Origin of the sequence: Actomonas spartinae (assembly GCF_051209155.1) — a bacterium.
Taxonomy (GTDB): domain Bacteria; phylum Verrucomicrobiota; class Verrucomicrobiia; order Opitutales; family Opitutaceae; genus Actomonas.
Window position 1 is genome coordinate 1 of the sequence record NZ_JBPJGB010000001.1, and the last position, 19,253, is coordinate 19,253.

At 63.1% G+C, this 19,253-nt stretch carries 13 protein-coding genes; 6 read left to right on the plus strand and 7 right to left on the minus strand.

Features of this window, described 5'->3' with window-relative positions; genetic code table 11:
* Nucleotides 1-68 precede the first annotated feature (68 nt).
* Entirely contained in the window at nucleotides 69-533 is a 465-nt protein-coding gene (locus AC0MRV_RS00005) for a DUF5069 domain-containing protein (protein WP_472762349.1), read from the minus strand.
* A 111-nt stretch (nucleotides 534-644) separates the two neighbouring features.
* Here AC0MRV_RS00005 and AC0MRV_RS00010 point away from each other — a divergent pair, with 111 nt between their 5' ends.
* Nucleotides 645-2,606 (plus strand): TonB family protein, encoded by a 1,962-nt coding sequence (locus AC0MRV_RS00010; protein ID WP_472762350.1) that lies wholly within the window; start codon nucleotides 645-647, stop codon nucleotides 2,604-2,606.
* A gap of 19 nt (nucleotides 2,607-2,625) precedes the next feature.
* Here AC0MRV_RS00010 and ppnP read toward each other — a convergent pair whose 3' ends face one another.
* Nucleotides 2,626-2,958 carry a pyrimidine/purine nucleoside phosphorylase gene (ppnP, locus tag AC0MRV_RS00015; RefSeq protein WP_472762351.1) on the minus strand — a complete coding sequence of 111 codons (333 nt, stop codon included), beginning with the start codon at nucleotides 2,956-2,958 and terminating at the stop codon, nucleotides 2,626-2,628.
* A gap of 119 nt (nucleotides 2,959-3,077) precedes the next feature.
* Here ppnP and AC0MRV_RS00020 point away from each other — a divergent pair, with 119 nt between their 5' ends.
* Nucleotides 3,078-3,491, plus strand: coding sequence for a hypothetical protein (locus tag AC0MRV_RS00020; RefSeq protein ID WP_472762352.1), 414 nt, complete (start codon nucleotides 3,078-3,080; stop codon nucleotides 3,489-3,491).
* A gap of 6 nt (nucleotides 3,492-3,497) precedes the next feature.
* On the opposite strand, the gene AC0MRV_RS00025 is transcribed toward AC0MRV_RS00020, so the two are convergent.
* The 5 genes from AC0MRV_RS00025 to AC0MRV_RS00045 form a co-directional block, all read right to left on the minus strand.
* Nucleotides 3,498-4,316 carry an amidohydrolase family protein gene (locus AC0MRV_RS00025; RefSeq protein WP_472762353.1) on the minus strand — a complete coding sequence of 273 codons (819 nt, stop codon included), beginning with the start codon at nucleotides 4,314-4,316 and terminating at the stop codon, nucleotides 3,498-3,500.
* A 29-nt stretch (nucleotides 4,317-4,345) separates the two neighbouring features.
* Nucleotides 4,346-5,524: an MFS transporter gene (locus tag AC0MRV_RS00030; protein WP_472762354.1), complete on the minus strand. Its 1,179-nt coding sequence runs from the start codon at nucleotides 5,522-5,524 to the stop codon at nucleotides 4,346-4,348.
* A gap of 196 nt (nucleotides 5,525-5,720) precedes the next feature.
* The gene (gltB, locus tag AC0MRV_RS00035; protein ID WP_472762355.1) at nucleotides 5,721-10,283 is read right to left on the minus strand and encodes a glutamate synthase large subunit; all 4,563 of its coding nucleotides are present in this window, start codon (nucleotides 10,281-10,283) and stop codon (nucleotides 5,721-5,723) included.
* 154 nt (nucleotides 10,284-10,437) lie between these two features.
* A complete protein-coding gene (locus tag AC0MRV_RS00040; protein ID WP_472762356.1) occupies nucleotides 10,438-10,773 on the minus strand; it encodes a glutaredoxin family protein in 336 nt (111 codons plus the stop codon).
* Between the two features lie 162 nt (nucleotides 10,774-10,935).
* Nucleotides 10,936-13,509, minus strand: coding sequence for a DUF3857 domain-containing protein (locus AC0MRV_RS00045; protein ID WP_472762357.1), 2,574 nt, complete (start codon nucleotides 13,507-13,509; stop codon nucleotides 10,936-10,938).
* 196 nt (nucleotides 13,510-13,705) lie between these two features.
* Here AC0MRV_RS00045 and recA point away from each other — a divergent pair, with 196 nt between their 5' ends.
* The 4 genes from recA (at nucleotide 13,706) to AC0MRV_RS00065 (ending at nucleotide 19,180) form a co-directional block, all read left to right on the plus strand.
* Nucleotides 13,706-14,791 (plus strand): recombinase RecA, encoded by a 1,086-nt coding sequence (gene recA, locus AC0MRV_RS00050; protein ID WP_472762358.1) that lies wholly within the window; start codon nucleotides 13,706-13,708, stop codon nucleotides 14,789-14,791.
* 19 nt (nucleotides 14,792-14,810) lie between these two features.
* Nucleotides 14,811-15,653: a tetratricopeptide repeat protein gene (locus AC0MRV_RS00055; RefSeq protein WP_472762359.1), complete on the plus strand. Its 843-nt coding sequence runs from the start codon at nucleotides 14,811-14,813 to the stop codon at nucleotides 15,651-15,653.
* 444 nt (nucleotides 15,654-16,097) lie between these two features.
* Nucleotides 16,098-17,327 carry an SIR2 family protein gene (locus AC0MRV_RS00060; protein ID WP_472762360.1) on the plus strand — a complete coding sequence of 410 codons (1,230 nt, stop codon included), beginning with the start codon at nucleotides 16,098-16,100 and terminating at the stop codon, nucleotides 17,325-17,327.
* Nucleotides 17,324-19,180, plus strand: a complete 1,857-nt coding sequence (locus AC0MRV_RS00065) for an ATP-binding protein (RefSeq protein WP_472762361.1) — start codon at nucleotides 17,324-17,326, stop codon at nucleotides 19,178-19,180. Before AC0MRV_RS00060 ends, AC0MRV_RS00065 begins: the two co-directional genes overlap by 4 nt.
* Nucleotides 19,181-19,253: the final 73 nt, after the last annotated feature.

A 19,253-nucleotide genomic window follows, 5' to 3' on the forward strand; every position in this document is an offset into this window, starting at 1 on the left:
TTCTTCCGCTGAGCGGTTGCTGGCACGAAGAAGGTAGCGAAACGCTGAAAGGCAGGCGGATTCCTGCCCTACTCGATCCGACCTTCGTCGAAATCGATCAAGTCGGGCACGCTGATGATTTCACCCACGCGGTCGCTGCACCCCATGTTGCCGAGGGCTTCGGCCAGGAACTCGCGGCCTGCCGTGGTCATGCCCTTTTGCACGAGCTCACGGTTCCACTTGGCGGCGCGCACATCGGCCGGAAAGAGCGCCTGCAACTTGCCATCGAGTTCGGCATCGTCGGCCGAGCTGTGCACCGCCTCCTCGATCTGCGCCGGGTCCACGCCAAGGTGCATCGACAGAAACCGATCGAGGCCGCGCTTGTAGTTCTTGCGGTAGCTTTTGGGCAGCTCGCCGTGCTCCTGCACGTAACGGCACTTCGCAATCATGCGCGGCAGATAAAGCAGGCCGGTGGCCGGATGCGGCAGATAGGGCGACGGCAGACAGGTGAGCACCTCGCCGGTGGAACCGGGAATGGGTTTGGACTTGGCCATGGACGCGCAACCGATCGCCCGCATCCGCCGCCGCCGCAAGCCAACATCGCAGGAAGCGGCCGCGAGCGGCTTGCCTCGGTCGCGTCCTCCGCCAAGGTCCAACGCGTCCCCATGCGATTCTGCTTCGTCCCATCGATCGCGCTCGCTTTGTTGCTCATCGTGCCGCCCGCCCGTAGCGAGGACGACTACGCCGATCCCGCGATGCGCGAAGACGGATTGGCCGAGGCCTTTGCGGCCTTGGAATCAGGCCGCTTCGAAGACGCCGTGCAGCCCGTTCTCCAGTTGGTCGCAGCCGAAAACCGGCACGGCCTGTTCCTCCACGCGCTCATGCAGCTCACTGGCGCCGGCGTGCCGCTGGATCACGTTGCGGGCATGGACACCATGCGCGCAGCAGCCGACGCCGGCAACGCCACCGCCGCCCAAGAACTGTTGTTCGGCAACCCGACGGGCACACCGCGCGTCTATGCCTGGCGCGGCTCCGCCCTTCGCACCGACCGCCGCACCCCCAACCTTCCCCCCAACCTCGCCTACGAATCCGACGATCGCCTGCACCTGCGGTTTCGCCCGGCGGCCGAGTGGAACCAACGTCGCGCCGCCGAGGGCGATCCAGTCGCCCTCCACAACCTCGCCCGCTTCGCCGAACTCGCCCCCAATCTGGTTGGAACCACGCGCGACAAAGCCACGCAGCTCTGGGCCAATGCGATCGAGTTGGGCTCCCTGCCCGCTCTGCATCGGAACCAACGCCGCTTCGACGCCCACGAACTGAAGCGCGACAAGGAGAACGAACCGCTCATCGCGGCGCTCGTCTTGCATACCCAGCTGGCCGCCGACGCCGGCGATCCGCAGTCCCAATATATCCTCGGCCGCAACTCGATCTCACCCGACGCGAATTCCTTCGAATACCAGGAAGCGCTGGACCGTTTGGTCGCCGCGACGAACCAGGGCCACAACGAGGCCGCAGAGCTCCTCCACACCGCCTTGCTCCGCGAACCCAACGAACCTTCCTCGCCACCAAACGAAGATGAGCACCCCGCGACGACCGAAACAAATGGGTATCCGCTCACCCGCGCCCAACGCCTCGTGCTGACGATTCGTGCAGCGGACGAATTACCCGTCGAGGCACTGCACGAGTTGGAGCAACTCGCACGAGACGACGAGGCCGCGATGATTACCTATGTCGACCTGGTATTGGCCACTCCGGGCTACGAGGATTTCGACGGTCAATTCTGGTTTGAACGACTGCAAGCCGCCCAAGCCGGCGGCAACGACTCAGCTGCCAATCGCGTCGCCAACTTCATGATCCGCGGCATCGGCGGAGTAGAGACTGATCCCGCCGCCGCCCGTGCAATCCTCGAACCGCTCGCCCGCGGCGGCGACATGAGCTCCCAGCTCGACCTCTACTTTTCCACCATCGGCGAAGACCCCGCCCAAGCGGGGCGCTACCGCGAAGAATTGGAAGCTGCCTATCCCGCTTTTGGCATCGTGCTCAAGGCGCTACAGCAACGCGAACGCAACCGAAGCAATCCGCCGCCCTCAACGAGCAAGCTGGAGGAGCTGCAAGCAAACACCGAGAGCCGCAGCATCGAAGCCCAACAACGCTCGATCGCCGAGCAACTCGCATCGATGGATAACCTGCTCGATCAACCCCTCGCCCAAAGCGCCAAGCAGGAGAACTTCGTCACCCCAACCACGGTCACCCAGTCACCGACCCGTTTCCTCGCCCCGGAATCGGAACGCACCCCGATTCCTTCCGATCTGGAGCTACGCCAGCGACGCGCGGCCCTCAATCCCCGAGGCAACAACGCGGAGCCCGTCGCGGTCTTTCAATGCGCGCCAATCTTTCCTGAAGTGATGCGTCGCGCCGATATCCAAGGTCGCGCGATCATCGGCTTCGTGGTTGATCGCGAGGGCGTGCCGCGCGACGTCAGAATCGTAGAGGCGACAGCGCCGATTTTCGGCGACGAAGCCAAGGCAACCGTCGCCCGCTGGCGCTTCGCGCCGGGCATCAAGGACGGGCGGGCGGTCAACACCCGCATGCAGGTGCCGATCGTGTTCAATATCCTTGAAGAGTAGTCGCCCCCCCCGCCGCGATTCAGCTCAGGAACGAGCAGATGTATTCGCAGAGCTCGCCACCTTCGCCGACCGTGATGGTGAAGCCGCTGTTGGCCGGCACATCGAAGTGGGTGCCCGCCGTGTAGCTCGAGGTTTCGGTCGTGCCATCGAGCACGACGCTGCAGGCGCCGGCCACGATCTCCATGCGCTCGGCCGCCGCGGTGCCGAAGTGGTAGGTGCCGGGACGGATCAGGCCGAGAGTCTTCTTTGCGCCGTCGGCGAAGCGCACGGTGTGCGAGACGACGTTGCCGTCGAAGTAGACGTTGGCCTTGGTGTCGACGGTGACGTCGGAGAAGGAAGCGGGATGCGACATGGGAGCGCCAACAGACGCGAGCGGCCGGGACGCGGCAAGTGTGATGTTGATCAGCTACAAACAGACCCACCGCTGCTGCCATAGGGTTGTCAGCTGGAGGGGCTAGGGTGGCGTCGTCTATGCAAGCCATCTCAGAACTCATCGTCCTCGACGAAACAGTGGAAGCGACCTTCGCCTTCCTCTCCGGCCTCAACAACCTGCCCCAATGGGCCACCGAATACTGCGACAGTGGTCGTTGGGATGGTGACACCTACAAGGCGCTCACCGGTCACGGCGAAATGATCACCCGCGTCGAGGCCAATGCCGCGACCGGCGTCATCGACATGTGGGGCGGCCCGACCGAAGCCGAGCTCGAGCTTTTCCCTCTGCGCGTGATTCCGCTGCCGGAAAACCGCTGCGCGTTGTCGTTCATCTTTTTCCAAGGACCGGACCTACCGGATGAGCTGTTTGCCCGCCAGCACGCCTCCTTGCGCAAGGAACTCGCCGCCCTGCCCGCTGTGCTGCGCGCGGCGCGTGAGGATGCGGCAGCTTGATCGGAGTCAGGCGCCAACCGGCTCTGCCAAACCCAGTTTGAAGAGCCGGTTGGCGTTCTTCCACATGAGCTTTTCGTAGTGCGCCTCGGGTAGCTCCAGCCCCCGCACAAACTTCAGGTAAGTGCGCATCCGGCAGATCGGCCAGTCGGTGCCGTAGAGCAGGTAGTTGGGATCACCGGCGTAGAGGATCATGTCCTTCACCTGCTCGAGCATGAACTTCTCAAAGCGCTCGGTGAAATCGCCCAGCACGAAACCGGAGATGTCCGTGTGCGCGTTCTTGTTCTTGTAAACCACCTCCATGGCGTCGCGTATCCACGGATTACCTACGTGGCAAATCACCAGCTTGAGGTCGGGGAAATCGACCGCCACATCATCGACCGCCAGCGGATGGGCGTAGCGCACCTTGGCCCGCGGCGAATAGGTGTCGCCGGTGTGGATCATCACCGGCACGTCGAACTCCAGCGCCAGGTCGTAGAGCACGCGACACCGCGAATCATAGGGATAAAAGGGTTCGTAGCCCGGGTAGAGCTTAAGGCCTTTCACCAGACCGTCCTTCAGGTAGTCGGCGAGCTCACGCAGGTCGCGCTCCTTGTAGTTCAGGTAGCTCACGCCGGCGACGACACCCATCTTGGGATTGTCGGCGGTGAGCTCGACCACCTCGCGCGTCGAGGGCCGGTGTTCATTCACTTTGTAGGACGTGAGGATGAGCGCGTAATCCACCTTGTTGTAAGCCAGCGACTCCTGCAGTTCCTCGTAGCGCGCCTGCAGCGGCGAGGTCGTGGTTTCGTCGTAGTGGTTCAGGTGGGTGTGACAGTCGACGATCATGGTGCAGTTAAGCCGAGACCACCGCAGGCTCAAACGGTGCGCGACTTTCGCGCGATCGCCCGCAGAAAAATCAAACCCGACAACCCTGCGACGGCCATGAACCCGAAGCCCGGACCGTAGCCGAACCGGCCCACCAACATTCCGCCGGTGGCCACGGCCCAGACTTCGCAGCCGTTGGTCGCGGCCATGAAGGTGCTGAACTGGGTGGCGCCCAACTTAGGATCCGTGAGGTCCATGAAGAGCGCGTAGGAGATCGCGGTGAAGGCGCCGATACCCACGTAAAGCAGCACCAGCGCCGTGATGACCAGCGGCACGCCCGTTGCCGTCACCGCCGCGACCAGCAAAACCGCCAGGGTCATCGCGAGGAGCGCGACACCCGCACGGTGCTCCCTTCGACCGCGGTCGCTCCATCGTCCGCCAAACCAACCGCCGATCGCCATCGCGGCCACCACGGGCAATGCAAAGAAACCCGCGACTGTTTCGCTCGCCGCGCCAGCGTCCACCAGCAGCGGACCCGCCAAAGCGCCCACGGCCTCGAAGCCCGCACCGGCCACCAACGCAAAGCCCAGGCCGAGCCACGTGGTGCGTCGACTGAAACCCGCGCGCAGCGTCGTCCAAAATTGCCGCGCCTCGCCGGATGCAAACGCCGGCTCCGTCACGCCGCGCCAAAGCACGAGCAAGGAAGTCCAAATCGCCAGCAACAGCGCGCCAAACAACACCGGCCAGCCACCCCACCCCACCAGCACAATCGCACCGCCGCCAAACAGGCTGCGTCCGCTGAGCATGCCGATCTGCATCGCGGCGTTGAGGCCACCGCGTTCGTGCGACTCAACCGCGTTGATCGCCAGCGCATCGATGGCGACGTCCTGCGTCGCGGCGCAGACCGCGTGCGCGAGCAACAGCCCAAACCACACACTGAAGTGCGTCGTCGGATCGACCCAGATGAGCGGCAACAGGCAGGCGCCCATGCCGAGCTGCGCCGCGCCCGCCCAGTGCCGGAAGCCCCAGCGCGGTCCGCGCCACGCGTCAACCAAGGGTGCCCAGAGGAACTTGAGCGTCCACGGCAAAGCCAACGTCGCCGTCAGCGCGGCGATGCGTTCCACCGCCACGTCGTCCTGCCGCAACAAGGTCGGCAGGGCCCACCACAGGAAACCGATCGGCGCGCCTTCACTGAAATACAGCAGCGCAAATTTCCAACGGGAAGGCATGGCGGACACGGTGCATACGAACCGGCAGCGTGGCAACTGAGCGCGATGGAGGTGGACCCCGACCTCCGGACGCGGTCGGGGGACGGTCAGCTTGGCGGCGCGGTCCGGAGGTCCGCGCCCCACCTTTCCGCCCAACAGAACGGGCGCCCGTTGCCGGGCGCCCGTGGAGAGTGTAGTGCTCGCTTAACTACGCGGCTCAGACGATGGCCGGGATCTTGGTCTCGTCGAAACGGTAGAGCGCCTTGGGGGCGTCGGCCGTGGGCGGGTGCGGCACGGCCTTCCAGAACTTCTTCACCGCGTTGTCCCAGTCCTTGAGCAGGGCCTGCGCATGCGGTGAACCGGTGGCGGTGGCATGCACGCTCACGAGCTGCACGAGGCTGGCGATCTCCTCTTCGTCGGACAGACGCTCAACGCCGATCATGGCCGGGTTGATGCGCTTCTCGAAGACGCCTTCCTCGTCGTAAACGAAGGCGAGGCCGCCGCTCATGCCGGCGCCGAAGTTGCGGCCGGTCGGACCGAGCACGACGATGAGGCCGCCGGTCATGTATTCGCAACCGTGGTCACCCACGCCTTCGATGACGGCGGTGGCGCCGGAGTTGCGCACCCCGAAACGCTCACCGGCACGACCCGCGGCAAACATGAAGCCGCCGGTGGCCCCGAAGAGGCAGGTGTTGCCGACGATCGACTGCTGGTTCCACACGAACGACGAGGTCGGGCGCGGGCGGATGATGATCTCACCGCCGTTCATGCCCTTGCCGACGTAGTCGTTGGCTTCACCGTTGAGAGTGAGGCGCACGCCGTTCACGAGGAAGGTGCCGAAGGACTGGCCGGCCGAACCGGTGAAGGTCAGGTCGATCGTGCCGGGCGCGAGACCGGCGTTGCCCTTTTGGTAGGCGATCTGACCGGAGAGGTGCGTGCCGATGTCGCGGTTGACGTTGGTGACCTTGTAACGGGCCACGAGGCGCGCGGACTTGCCGAGGATCACGTCGCGCGCTTCCTGCAGGATGGCCTCGTCGAGCGAACCCTCGGAGCCGAAGCGCTCGTTGCGTTCGCGGGTATGGTAACGCTCGGCCTCGCCGGTCGGGTCCGGGTTGTGGAGCAGGCCGCTGAGGTTGATGAGCTTCGTCTTCGGGTTCACCGGGTCGTCGATCTGCTCGAGCAGGTCGACGCGACCGATGATGTCGTTGATCGAACGCGCGCCGAGCTTGGCCAGGTAATGGCGCACGTCCTCGGCAACAGCGTTGAAGAAGTTGATCACGTTCTCGGGCTTGCCGCGGAACTTGGCGCGCAGGTCCTCGCGCTGGGTGGCGACGCCGACCGGGCACGTATTCAAATGGCAAACCCGGAACATCGCGCAGCCGGCGGCGATGAGCGCGGCGGTGCCGAAGTTGAACTCCTCGGCGCCGAGCAGCGCGGCGATGATGATGTCGCGGCCGGTCTTCATGCCACCGTCGGTGCGGAGCACCACGCGACCTCGCAGGTTGTTCTGCATGAGCACCTGATGGGCTTCGGCGACGCCGATTTCCCAGGCCGAGCCGGCGTTCTTGATCGAGGCGAGCGGCGAGGCGCCGGTGCCACCATCATGACCGGAAACGAGCACGACGTCGGCGTAGGCCTTGGCCACACCGGCGGCAACCGTGCCGACGCCGGAGGAGGAGACGAGCTTCACGCAGACCTTGGCGCGCGGGTTGACCTCCTTGAGGTCGAAGATGAGCTGCGCAAGGTCCTCGATGGAATAGATGTCGTGGTGCGGCGGCGGCGAGATGAGGGTCACGCCCGGCACGGAGAAGCGCAGGGTGGCGATCATCGGCGAGACCTTGTGGCCGGGCAGCTGACCGCCCTCACCGGGCTTGGCGCCCTGGGCCATCTTGATCTCGATCTCCTTGGCGTTGGCGAGGTATTCGGCGGTGACACCGAAGCGGCCGGAGGCGACCTGCTTGATGGCGGAGTTGGCGTTGTCGCCATTCTCGCGCTGCGAGTAACGCTCGGGATCTTCGCCGCCTTCACCGGAGTTGGACTTGCCGCCGATGCGGTTCATCGCGATGGCGAGCGCCTCGTGGGCTTCCTTGGAAAGCGCGCCCATGGACATGCCGGCGGTGGTGAAACGCTTGCGGATGTCTTCGATGCCCTCGACCTCCTCGATGTCGATGCCCTCGGCGGGGAAGCGGATCTTCATGAGATCCTTGAGCGCGACCGGCTGGTGATCGTCGGCCTGCTCCTTCCAAGGCTGGTAGGCCTCGAAGTCGCCGGCACGGTTGAACTTGTTCATCGAAGCGATGAGCTTCGGACTCCAGGCGTGGTATTCGCCGTCGCCGCGCTTGTTGACGCGGTAGTAACCCTCGGCGCCCAGTGCCGGCGCGGCGGAGGCGCCGGCGTTGTCGGGGTCGGCCGAGTCGAGCTGCGGGAAAGCGGCGTTGTGGCGGGTGAGCGTGGCCTCGCCGATCTGCAGGTAGTCGATGCCGCCGATGGGCGACGGCACGCCGTAAAAGCACTCTTCGATGACCTTGTGGGAAACGCCCAGCGCTTCGAACATCTGTGCGCCACGGTAGCTGAAGAGGGTCGATATGCCCATCTTGGCCATGATCTTGCGCAGACCGGCACCGATCGCGGTGACGTAGTTGGCGCGAGCCTGGGCGGGCGTGGTGCCTTCACCGGCCTGGCCATCGAGGGCGAGCTTGGAGATGACCTCGAAGGCGAGGTAGGGATTGACCGCGTTGACGCCCATGCCGAGGAGGCAGGCGATCTGGTGCACCTCGCGGGCCTCGCCGGTCTCGGCGATGAGGTCGCACTTGGTGCGCAGGCCGGCACGGATGAGGTGCTGGTGCACGGCGCCGACGGCGAGCAGCATCGGGATGGCAACCTTGTCGGCGGACACCCCTCGATCGGAGAGGATGAAGACCTTGGCCCGCGTGTCGCGGACGGCCTTCTCCGCGGCTTCGGCGAGGGCCTTCACGGCGGGCTCGAGACCGGCGGGGCCGGCGGCGGCGTCGAAGAGCACCGAGAGGGTCGTGACGCGGTCCTTGAGGAAATCGATACCGGAGAGCGCGGCGACCTCATGGTCCTGCAGCACGGGCGTGCTGACTTCGACGAGACCGGCGGTCTTCGGCAGTTCCTCGAAGAGGCCGAGGCGGCCGCCGATGAACATGGAAATCGACATGACCGCCTTCTCGCGGATCGAGTCGATCGGCGGGTTGGTGACCTGGGCGAAGAGTTGCTTGAAGTAGTTGTAGAGGAGACGCGGGCGGCGGGAGAGCACGGCCAACGGCGTGTCCTCACCCATCGAGCCGGTCGGCTCCTTGCCCTCGGCGAGCGGCTGGAGCACGAGCTCGACCTCGTCGGTGTCGTAACCAAAGGCGATCTGCGCGGCGGTGCTGTCAGCCGGCGCGGCCTCGTCGGCCGGAGCATTGCCGGCGGTGGCGTGCAGGTCGACGAGGTGTTCCTCGCACCACTGCTTGAAGAGCGGGTTGGAGGTGAAGCCCGCCTTGATCTCGTCGTCGTGGTAGAAGCGTTGCTCGCGCAGATCGATCGCGATCATGCGACCAGGGCCGAGGCGGCCGGCTTCAACGACCTTGCCCGGAAAGTCGAAGACGAGGCCGGCTTCCGAGGCGAGGATGACGTAACCGTCGTCGTAAATCTTGTAACGGGCCGGGCGCAGACCGTTGCGGTCGAGCGAGGCGCCGATGACCTTGCCATCGGTGAAGGCGACGGCGGCGGGACCGTCCCATGGCTCCATCATGGTGGCGTGGTAACGGAAGAAGGCCTTGGCCTCGGGCGAGAGGTCGTCGTCGCTCTCCCAGGCCGGCGGCATCATCATCATGGCGGCATGCAGGGGATTGCGGCCGCCGAGGGTGAGAAGCTGGAGGGCGTTGTCGAAGGTCGCCGAGTCGGAACCATCCGGCTGCACGAGCGGCTTGAGGTCGTCGTAGCGGTCACCCCAGACGCCGTGGAAGGGCGAGTTCTCGCGGGCGCGCATGAGGTTGCGGTTGCCGCGGATGGTGTTGATCTCGCCGTTGTGCGCCACCATGCGGAACGGGTGCGCGAGGTGCCACATCGGGAAGGTGTTGGTCGAGTAGCGCTGGTGGAAAATCGCGTAGGCGCTGGTGAACTTGGGCGACTTGAGATCGCGGAAATACTTCCGGATCTGCTGCGGCGTGAGCATGCCCTTGTAAACGATGGTGCGGGAGGAGAAGGAGCAGATGTAGAAGCCCTTCACGCTCTCCTCGGCGACGCGGCGCTCGACGGTCTTCTGGGCCAGGAACAACTTGCGCTCGTAATCGTCGGCGTCGACCTCCTCGGGGCGGCCAATCAGGGCCTGCACGATGACCGGCTCGGTCTCGATGGCCTTGCGGCCGAGGCAGGAGTTGTCGGTCGGCACGTCGCGCCAACCGAGCCAGGCAAGGCCTTCGGCTTCGACGGCGTCCTTCACGATCTTCTTGCAGTGCGACTGGGCGTAGTCGTCGTTGCGCGGGAGGAAGATCATGCCCACGCCGAGGTCGGCGTCGTCAAAGAGGGCCTTGCCCTTCTCCTCGAGGTGCTCGCGGAGGAGCTCCACCGGGATCTGGGTGAGGATGCCGGCGCCGTCACCCGTCACCGCATCGGCGTCGATCGCACCGCGGTGGGCGAGGGCCTTGAGGGCCGCCACCGCGCGATTGATGACGTCATAGCTGCGTTCGCCCGTCATTTTGGCGATGAAGCCGACGCCACAGGCATCGTGCTCTTGATCTGGATGGTAGAGCGGGGACGGGATCAGTTGAGCCATGAGAGGAATTAATGAAAGTTGAGCTGACGCGCGGGTCGTAAAGTGGAGGGAGCAGGAGCCGGGCCGCGGCGGGCGCCGAACGGCGTGGAGATAAAAAAGGCCGGTCGCGAAGTGCGAGTCCGGCCCGGGGTGAGGAACTGGGACGAAGTCTCGCTTAGAAGAACCGGATCGTCTGGTTGGCCATCTTCTCGTGCTCTTCGTCGGAGCAACCGGCGTTGGTGGCCACGTCGGTCGATTTATCGGTCGGTTTCACCAAATCGTTGGCCAGCATGTAATTCTCAACCTCTTCACCGGACACGTCGGCGAGCATTACGCCATCGATCTCGACGCACGGCGAGAGGGGCTGACCCGACTTCTGGACCATCTCCGCGTAGTTGTCGCGGTTGTTGATGATGTCGATGTCCTCATACTCGAGGCCATGCTTCTGCATGATGGCGCGAACGCCCATGGACCATCCACAATGGGGCTTAAGGTAGGCTTTGATCTTCATCGGTCAGAGAAAACGGTTGGATGTGCGCGGGACAAAGGTGCCGGGAAATAAAGGCCGCGTCCGGCCTCGAGCAAGAGGATAGTGCCCCTTATTTCCCGCATTACGGGTGCTGGGCACGCCGGCGGTCAGCGGGGTCCAGTCCTGCGCCGTTCCCGGATAGCCCTAGCGGACAAAGGTGTTACGGACCCGCTTGGACACGCAAAAGTAGGGCAACCAGACAGCGGTGTAGATCGCTTGGCGGAAAATTTCCGCGTGGGCCGTCACGCGTTCCACCTCATCATCAAAGAGATCCATCACATCAAGCCCCACCGTGTCGCCGATCGTGTAGAGGAGCGCATAAACGATGTAGACCCGCATGAGGGTCGGCAGCACCCGGTCACAGCGGAAGAACATCACCAAACACCACAACGACAACGAGATCAGGGCGGCATCCGCCAACACTTCGACGAGGATGAGCACCGCCAGCGGGACGTTGGTCGTTTCCAAGCCCGGGGTGGTCAGGGCCGCCCAAACCTCGTGGTCAAACGCCGCTGCCGATTCCCCGAAGAGCGACACGGTGAAGATGATCGGACTCACCACCAAGCCGATCGCCGGGAGCACCAGCCAACCGCCCAACCCAACCGGCTCCGCACCTGGATTCGGCAACGACGGGGGCTGCCGGTGGCGGTGCCGCACCCACCAGAAAATAAGGGCATTGAACGCAAAAAAACCGCCGATCCCGATCACGAACATCAGCAGGTTGGGCGAGAACTCGCCATCGCCCGCCGCGCCCGTTGCCACCACGGGATTCCAATACAACTCCAAGCCAAAGGCATCGCGGGCGGAGTTGACCGCTTGCACGTAGGCCGGCATCGCCGCCGCCGCCACGTGGGACACCTTGGACTCGTAGTGGTGCTCCACCGTGAGCGTGGCGGTGCCGTCGCCCTCTGCTCGCCGACTGTAGCTGAAAATCGGCAGGTCGATATCGACCGCGGGCAAATCGAGTCCCCACGGCTCATGCAGGCGCAGCTCCTGTCGCAGCTTTACCGTCACCGCGTGACTCACCGAGCGTGGCGTGCGCCGTTTGGCCGACAGACCGTAAGGCAGGTAGCTGTCCATCAGCAGCGGATAGGTCTCAAGCGTCCACCGGCCGCTTTCCTCATCATGCGTCCACAGCCCGGGCACCGTGTAGTCCTCGGCGACCTCCACCGCGCCGTCCTCGCGATCCCGCCAGGTGGGCGGAGCCGTGATGGCGATCTCCGGGAAAAGCCCCGCGTAATAATCCTGGTAGGTCTGGCCGATCTGTTCCGGGGTCGAGCTGTTGAAATAGTCCCGGATCGAGATGGCCGCCGCCCCATAGTAGACCGAGCTCACGTGGAGCGAACCTGGCTGCTCGAATCCAAACGAGGTGTAGACCTCCGTCGACTCGGTCCGGCTGGCGGCCTCCGGCGGCTGGTCGACGCGCCGCAGCCCGTCTTCCCCCTCGGCCAGCATCAGCCCCCAACCATAATCCGGCGCCGCCCGTTGCAGCAGGCCGCCCTTGCCCGGCGACATCGTCGGATCCACCCAGCGCAGGCCGTCGCCCACTTCGAGGCCGACGATCACGTGATCAAACACCCCTGGTGACGGCAAACGCTCGCGCAGTGCCTCGCCCACCACCGTGTTCACCAGCACCGGGTGCGCCGTGATGCCACGACTGCGCAGGAGCTGCACCAGCAACACCGCCTTGTCTTTGCAGTCACCAAACCGACGCGCGTAGGTCTCCGCCGGCGGGTGCGGCCGGTGGGAAGACACCCCGAGCTCGATGCCCAGATAACGGATCTCCCGCTGCACAAAGGCCAGCAAGGCCACGGCCACGTCCTCCGCGGCGGCGTCATCCCCCAGCGGCGCCAGCAGGGCATCCACTTCGGCCTGCAACTCGGCGCCCGGCTCCCCAAAACCTTCCGCATACAGCGGCAGGGCCCACGCCACCACCTCGGCCCACGACGCATACTCCGAAAACTGCGCCCAAGGGTAGGTCGGATACCAACTCGGCGTGCCGTCCTCAAACAGGACCGCCGGCAGGTCCTCCGCCCGCCACGTGATGACCTGCTGATCGCCCGCGATGCCCAACTCCGGTGACGAGATGCCCTCCCCCAGCACCTTGAAACGCAGCGGCAGCGTGGTCGGCGCCTTCACTTGGGCGCGCAACATCGCAAGCGGTTGCCCCCAACCCAGCGAAAACGAATCGAAGTAGCGTCCCGCAAAGACCGGATTCCGCCCCTTGATCGTGTAAGCCACATCCACCACGTCCCCCACTCGCAGGTCCGGCAACAGGGTCAGCGCCGTCACCTCGCCGCTGTAGAGGTGATAAGCCGAATCCGGCTCCTGTTCGAGGTAACGAAACTCCGCCTCGGCCAAACGGTCGTGCACCTCGCCGCCGCGATGGACCTCGATACGATGAAACCACACCTCCTGGTATTCCGGATCGAAGCTCACCGACCAGCGCCCGGCCTCCTGCAAACCGCCCTCCCCCGCCACCCGCAGCGCCACCCGCGTGTAGTCGGTCTCCGCCGCCACATCGACCTGCGAGTCGAGCAATAGGTAGTCGTTGTCCCGCTCGCGGGCATCCGCCTCCGACTTCGCGATCGTCGCCGGATCGAGCGCCGCCACCTCCACCCCGGCCGGCACCTCCCGCTTCACGACTTCGGGCGCCGCGACCAGCAAGCCCTTGCCCACCAAAAACAAGCCCACGAGAAAGCAACACGCACGCAACATCTGGGCCCACGCATAGCGGACCGCTTCTGCACGGCAAGGGTTCTTGCGCCGCGCCGAGATCCCGGCCGCGCCGATCGCCAAATCCAAGTTTCTCACCGGGTCCGCGCTTGCGCTGAAAGATTCCCGCGCCACGGTTCGTTTCTTTACGCAGAGACCCTCGCGATTTTCACAAACCACAACCCATCCACGCATCTCCATGGCCCGTTCCACCCCCGCCAAAACCACCGCCGCCGCCCCCACCACCGAAGTCGCCGCCCGCAAAAACGTCGACCTCGCCATCAGCGCCATCACCAAACAATTCGGCGAGGGCTCCATCATGCGTCTGGGCGACAACACCAAGATGCAGGTGGAGACGATCTCGACCGGTTCGCTCGCCATCGACCTCGCCCTCGGCGTCGGCGGCCTGCCCCGCGGCCGCATCGTGGAAATCTACGGTCCGGAATCCTCCGGTAAGACCACTTTCTGTCTGAGCGTCATCGCCGAAGCCCAGCGCAAGGGCGGCCTCGCGGCCTTCATCGACGTCGAGCACGCCCTCGACCCCAAATACGCCCGCGTCGTCGGCGTGAACCTCGACGACCTGCTCGTCTCCCAACCCGACTCCGGTGAGGACGCGCTCAACATCGCCGAGACCCTCATCCGCTCCAACGCCATCGACGTCATCGTCATCGACTCCGTCGCCGCCCTCGTCTCCAAGGCCGAACTCGACGGCCAGATGGGCGACGCCACCGTCGGTTCCCAGGCCCGCCTCATGTCGCAGGCCATGCGCCGCCTCACCGCCGTGGTCAGCAAGACCAAGTGCGTCTGCATCTTCACCAACCAGATCCGCGAAAAGATCGGCGTCATGTTCGGCTCCCCCGAGACGACCCCCGGCGGTCGCGCGCTGAAGTTCTTCTCCTCCGTCCGCATCGACATCCGCCGCCGCGAACAGCTCAAGCAGCCCGACGGCAAGGTCATCGGCAACCGCACCAAGATCAAGATCGTCAAGAACAAGGTCGCCGCCCCCTTCACCGAGTGCGAGTTCGACATCATGTATGACGAGGGCATCTCCACCACCGGCTCCGTCCTCGACCTCGGCCTTGAGCACAAGGTCCTCGAAAAGCGCGGCGCCTGGATCTCCTACAACGGCGACCTCATCGGCCAGGGCCGCGACGCCGCCAAGGCCACCTTGAAGGAGAAGCCCGAGCTCGCCAAGGAGGTCATGGACGCCGTCTACGCCAAGGTGAACGTCACCGGCGGCACCAGCGTGACCGGCGACGACAGCGAAGATAAGGATGAGTCGTAAGACGCCACGCCCGCCATTCGTGCTGATCATCGGCCTCGCCGCCTTGGGGCTGGCGGGGCCGCTTGGTAATTCAGCCCACGCCCAGACCGACGGCCCGATCCTGCTCGCCACTGAAGGCGGTGGCGTCTCCTGGACCGACGTCGATGAGCTGATCGCCGCCGCCAAGGCCGGCAACCCGGCCGCCCGCCTCCACTACGCCATCATGCTGGAGGAAGGTTACCCGGGCAAAGTCGACGCCGACCCCGCCCAGGCCCTCACCATCCTGCGCGAACTCGCCGCCGACGGAGACCACGAAGCCCTCTTCCGCCTCGGCAAGATCGCCCACGACGGCCTGCTCGGCCAAGCGCAGGACTACGGGCAGGCGCTCGAGCTCTACCGCCGCGCGGCCGCCGCCGGCAACAACACCGCCATGCACAACGTCGGCGCCATGTATGTCAGCGGCCGCGGCGTGAAGCGCAACTACACCGAAGGCCTCGCGTGGCTGATGTTGGGCGCGGAAAACGGCATCGGCGAAGCGTCCGTCGAACAGGTCAAAACCCGCCTGCGCAAATATCCTGATCGCATCGCCGCCGCCGAACAACGCCTGGCCGGCCTCAAAGCCGAACTCGCCCACCTCGACCCCCGCGGCGAACCACCCACGGCGTCGGTCCAGCCGACCGCTCCCACACTTCCCATCCCAGCCCCGACCCCGGCCCCACGCCCCAAAGTCGACCTCCCCCGCCCCAACGTCGACACCGGCACCCCACCCCGCCCCAGCTTCGCCCCGCCCACGCCCGCCGGCATCGCCGTCCCAAAAATCTCGATACCGCCGCCGCCATCCCCGACACCAGCGCCGGGCTCCGGCGACAAAGACCAATCCTAAGGCACACAAGTTAGGAGCGACTTCCGCGTTGTCCGCCTCCCTGCACCCGTCGCACCTAGCGGTAGTCCCTAATCACGTTCTTCCGTCAGAGAAGGCTTGGGCAGCAGGTTGATCCGAAGCCTATAGCAGATGCGTCGAATTCAGCGACGCATCGAGGCAATGCTGCATTCGAAGCATTATCTCGACGGAGCAACAGATTTGCGTATCTTTTTCGAACTTGAGCGCGGTTCTGGCCTACCGCGGTTAGGACCCCCGTTTGCCGGTCCTTCACGACCGATAGTATCCCGACAATGGCCCGATCTTCCGCCTCGAAGCCCGATAAATCTCTTGAGTCCTGGATTTGGGATGCCGCGTGCTCCATCCGCGGTGCTACCCGGAGAGAAGTGCGACCGCCTACCGGATCTCTTCCGCACCGTCTTCACGAACTAGTGGCCTCGAATAGCCGTGTTCACGAACTGGATCTTTTACCGCAACACCAAAGAGCTGCATAGCACCATGGACCCAACGACAAAAGATACGTTAGCGCAGCTCGACAATCTTCTGGGAGCCAGCAACCAATCGTGGCTGTTCGGCGCGGGAATCAGCCTCGATGCAGGCATTCCTCTAATGTGGCCATTGACCGAGCGGATTTTCGCGAGGGCAAGAGACGAAGGGGAGCCGAATGACATAAAGGTTCTCGAATTCCTGAAGGACCGGCTCTCTGACGATTCACATATCGAGCACATACTAAGTCAGCTCGGTGATCACCGTGCCATTGCCGATCGTTCCAAGGATAAGAACGTCTGTTTTGACGCCGTCTCGCTTTCAGTCGATGAACTCGACGCACTCCACCAGAGGATCCTGACATGGATTGCTGAAACAATCAGATGGGGATACAAGCCTTCGAAACCCGGAGGGGATCCTGAGAAAATCGGGACACACGAGAACCGAATTGTCGTTATCGAAAACCATTCAGCATTCGTTTCCGCTCTCTTCAATCGAAGCCAGGCAGGGGTCGCCGAGCGGCGACGTGCAGTTCGTCTCTTCACTACAAACTACGATACGCTCCTTGAAGACGCCTTGGCGCTTGGAGGGTTCTCATACTGGGATGGTTTTTCTGGAGGCGCCGTCGCGTATCGAAGCTACCGATACGGAGACGAGGAACCGAACCTCCGAGACCGAGCACACGTGATTAAGCTTCACGGGTCGATTGACTGGCATCTGGGTGAAGACGACCGCGTGTGGAGAGTCCGCGACGGCGACCTTTACCCAAAGAAGGTTTCTCGGGTTCTCATTTACCCGCAATCCACCAAATACCTTGCAACCCAAAGGGACCCGTTCGCCGCGCAATTTGATCTATTCCGTCGCTCGCTTGGGACGCGCGAGGAGAATGTGCTTGCGACGTGTGGATACAGCTACGGAGACGAGCACATCAATCAAGAGATTGAGCTCACGCTTAAACGCCCAGAGAACAAAACAACGCTCCTCGCCTTCGCATCGAAGCTGAATCCAACCCTTGAGAAATGGAGAATCGGTCCTTGGGGCAAACGGGTTTACGTCATTGCCGAAGACGGTTTGTATGTCGGTCCAGACGGTCCGCATGCACCTCCACCCGCCGGCGCTAAACGAGATTGGTGGAGATTCTCCGGTGTTACTAAAATGCTTAATAGTGGAGCTGAGGCCTGTGCGTTATGAACACGTTTGACCTGATTTCCGACCTTAAGATTGGGCACATCGTCGAGGTGTCTGGAACGACAATTCGAGTGGAACTATCGGGCGATGTGACCGAGCTGACCCGAACTTACAATGGTAGAGTCTATCCCATCGGCCAGATTGGTAGCATCATAAAAGTCCATTTTGGGCGGCGTTTGGTGTTCGGATTTGTGACCCTGCTCCGCATGCGATCTGAGGAGCTGCTCGAGATCAGCAAGCCGATCCCGCCGGATGCTGATCAGCGACTCATGGAGGTCGAATTGTTCGCCGAAGGGGTTTGGAATGCAGCAGACCAAAGGCTGCGTTTCGTTCGAGGTGTCACGACTTATCCGCTCCCTCGCCAGAGCGTTCATCTGCTCACTCGTGAGGAAACCACGCAAATCTACTCAGCAGCTGAAGGACAACAAATTGACGGCGAATACAGTCCTCTTGTGCCTTTTGCTCACTACGTAGGTGCAGACAACGCGGTTTGCCGGGCCAACGTGGACAAAATGTTGGGCATGCATTGCGCGGTGCTCGGTTCTACCGGTTCCGGAAAGTCCGGCGCGGTTGCGGCCTTGCTTCACAGCATGCTGGAACACTCTCCAGAACAAGGCGCTGTCTCCCATCCGCGAGTTCTGGTGATTGATCCTCATGGTGAATACGGCCAGGCATTCAAAGAGCGTGCAGTTGTGTATCGTGCCTACGATCCGCTTGGAAATGAGCAGGCCGCTGGCACGCCGATCAGTCTTCCATACTGGCTAATGAGTGCCGATGAGTTTCGCTTGCTTGTGATTGGAAAGACAGAACGAGAAGCCACATCACAGAATAATATTATCTACAAGGCACTGACTCATGCACGGATGGTCGTGGCTGGATTGGTCAAACCGGCTCCGTCCGAGTATGGCGCAACAATTCCGGATGATGGATCGGAGCCCGACTCCCCTCGGCCCAAAGAAGGAGTCGAAATTGAAGATCTCGGCGAGTTCGATAGAGATAAACCGAGACCATTCAGCCTTGATGAACTGAAAAACCATATCGAGTTCCTTCAGGCGGCGCGCATAAAGAAGGGGACACAAACCACGGAGCGTGTTCCGGCGGGAGAGTTCTCCGAGGGTTTCAAGTCTATCTTGGACAAACTAGCAGTCTTAAGGCGCGATCCACGGATTCGATTCTTGATGGGAGAATGGAACGATCAGAGTCCTTCACTTGCCCGCATAATCGCCCAATTGGTTGGACAGATCCAAGGCGAAGGTGGCGTCGATAAGGACATTCGGATTTTGGATATTTCTGGCCTCCCGAATGAAGTTGCTGGGCCATTGGCCGCCATGCTGGCCCGTTTGCTTTTTCAGTATAAAGTTTACCAGATAACAGAGGAGCGAAGACGTGATCCCGTCGTCCTTGTTTGTGAAGAAGCCCACCGATACGTGCCGGATCGGGGCGAGGCAGAATACGCAGCCGCTCAAACCGCAATTCGAAGAATAGCGCGTGAAGGTCGGAAATATGGGATTGGTCTGATGCTCGTTAGTCAGCGGCCTGCGGATGTTGAAAGCACGGTGATTTCACAGTGCGGCACCTGGCTCGTTCTGAGACTGACGAACGCAGCAGATCAACAGCACGTCTCCCGTTTCTTGCCGGACGGCTTGTCTGGGATGACGAAGGTCTTGCCGAACCTAGCGCAGCAGGAGGCGATCTTTGTAGGAGAAGGAGCGTCCATGCCGGCAAGGGTTCGCATTCGCGACCTTACGGGTGATCAACTACCAAAATCGGAAACAGCCAGATTTGCGAAGGGTTGGACACTAGACCGGCTAGCCGAAGCGGAGATCGCAAAGATCGCCGATCGAATGGCCGGTTGATCATGCCAACACCCAGTGGATATAAGACATCCCAAACTTGGATCCCCACCCACGCCAAAGCACGCACACGGGT

What these genes read in the sequence shown, in the direction of transcription:
- AC0MRV_RS00005 (WP_472762349.1), bottom strand. Translation starts at nt 533, where the DNA reads ATGGCCAAGTCCAAACCCATTCCCGGTTCCACCGGCGAGGTGCTCACC.
- AC0MRV_RS00010 (WP_472762350.1), top strand. Translation starts at nt 645, where the DNA reads ATGCGATTCTGCTTCGTCCCATCGATCGCGCTCGCTTTGTTGCTCATC.
- ppnP (WP_472762351.1), bottom strand. Translation starts at nt 2,958, where the DNA reads ATGTCGCATCCCGCTTCCTTCTCCGACGTCACCGTCGACACCAAGGCC.
- AC0MRV_RS00020 (WP_472762352.1), top strand. Translation starts at nt 3,078, where the DNA reads ATGCAAGCCATCTCAGAACTCATCGTCCTCGACGAAACAGTGGAAGCG.
- AC0MRV_RS00025 (WP_472762353.1), bottom strand. Translation starts at nt 4,316, where the DNA reads ATGATCGTCGACTGTCACACCCACCTGAACCACTACGACGAAACCACG.
- AC0MRV_RS00030 (WP_472762354.1), bottom strand. Translation starts at nt 5,524, where the DNA reads ATGCCTTCCCGTTGGAAATTTGCGCTGCTGTATTTCAGTGAAGGCGCG.
- gltB (WP_472762355.1), bottom strand. Translation starts at nt 10,283, where the DNA reads ATGGCTCAACTGATCCCGTCCCCGCTCTACCATCCAGATCAAGAGCAC.
- AC0MRV_RS00040 (WP_472762356.1), bottom strand. Translation starts at nt 10,773, where the DNA reads ATGAAGATCAAAGCCTACCTTAAGCCCCATTGTGGATGGTCCATGGGC.
- AC0MRV_RS00045 (WP_472762357.1), bottom strand. Translation starts at nt 13,509, where the DNA reads ATGTTGCGTGCGTGTTGCTTTCTCGTGGGCTTGTTTTTGGTGGGCAAG.
- recA (WP_472762358.1), top strand. Translation starts at nt 13,706, where the DNA reads ATGGCCCGTTCCACCCCCGCCAAAACCACCGCCGCCGCCCCCACCACC.
- AC0MRV_RS00065 (WP_472762361.1), top strand. Translation starts at nt 17,324, where the DNA reads ATGAACACGTTTGACCTGATTTCCGACCTTAAGATTGGGCACATCGTC.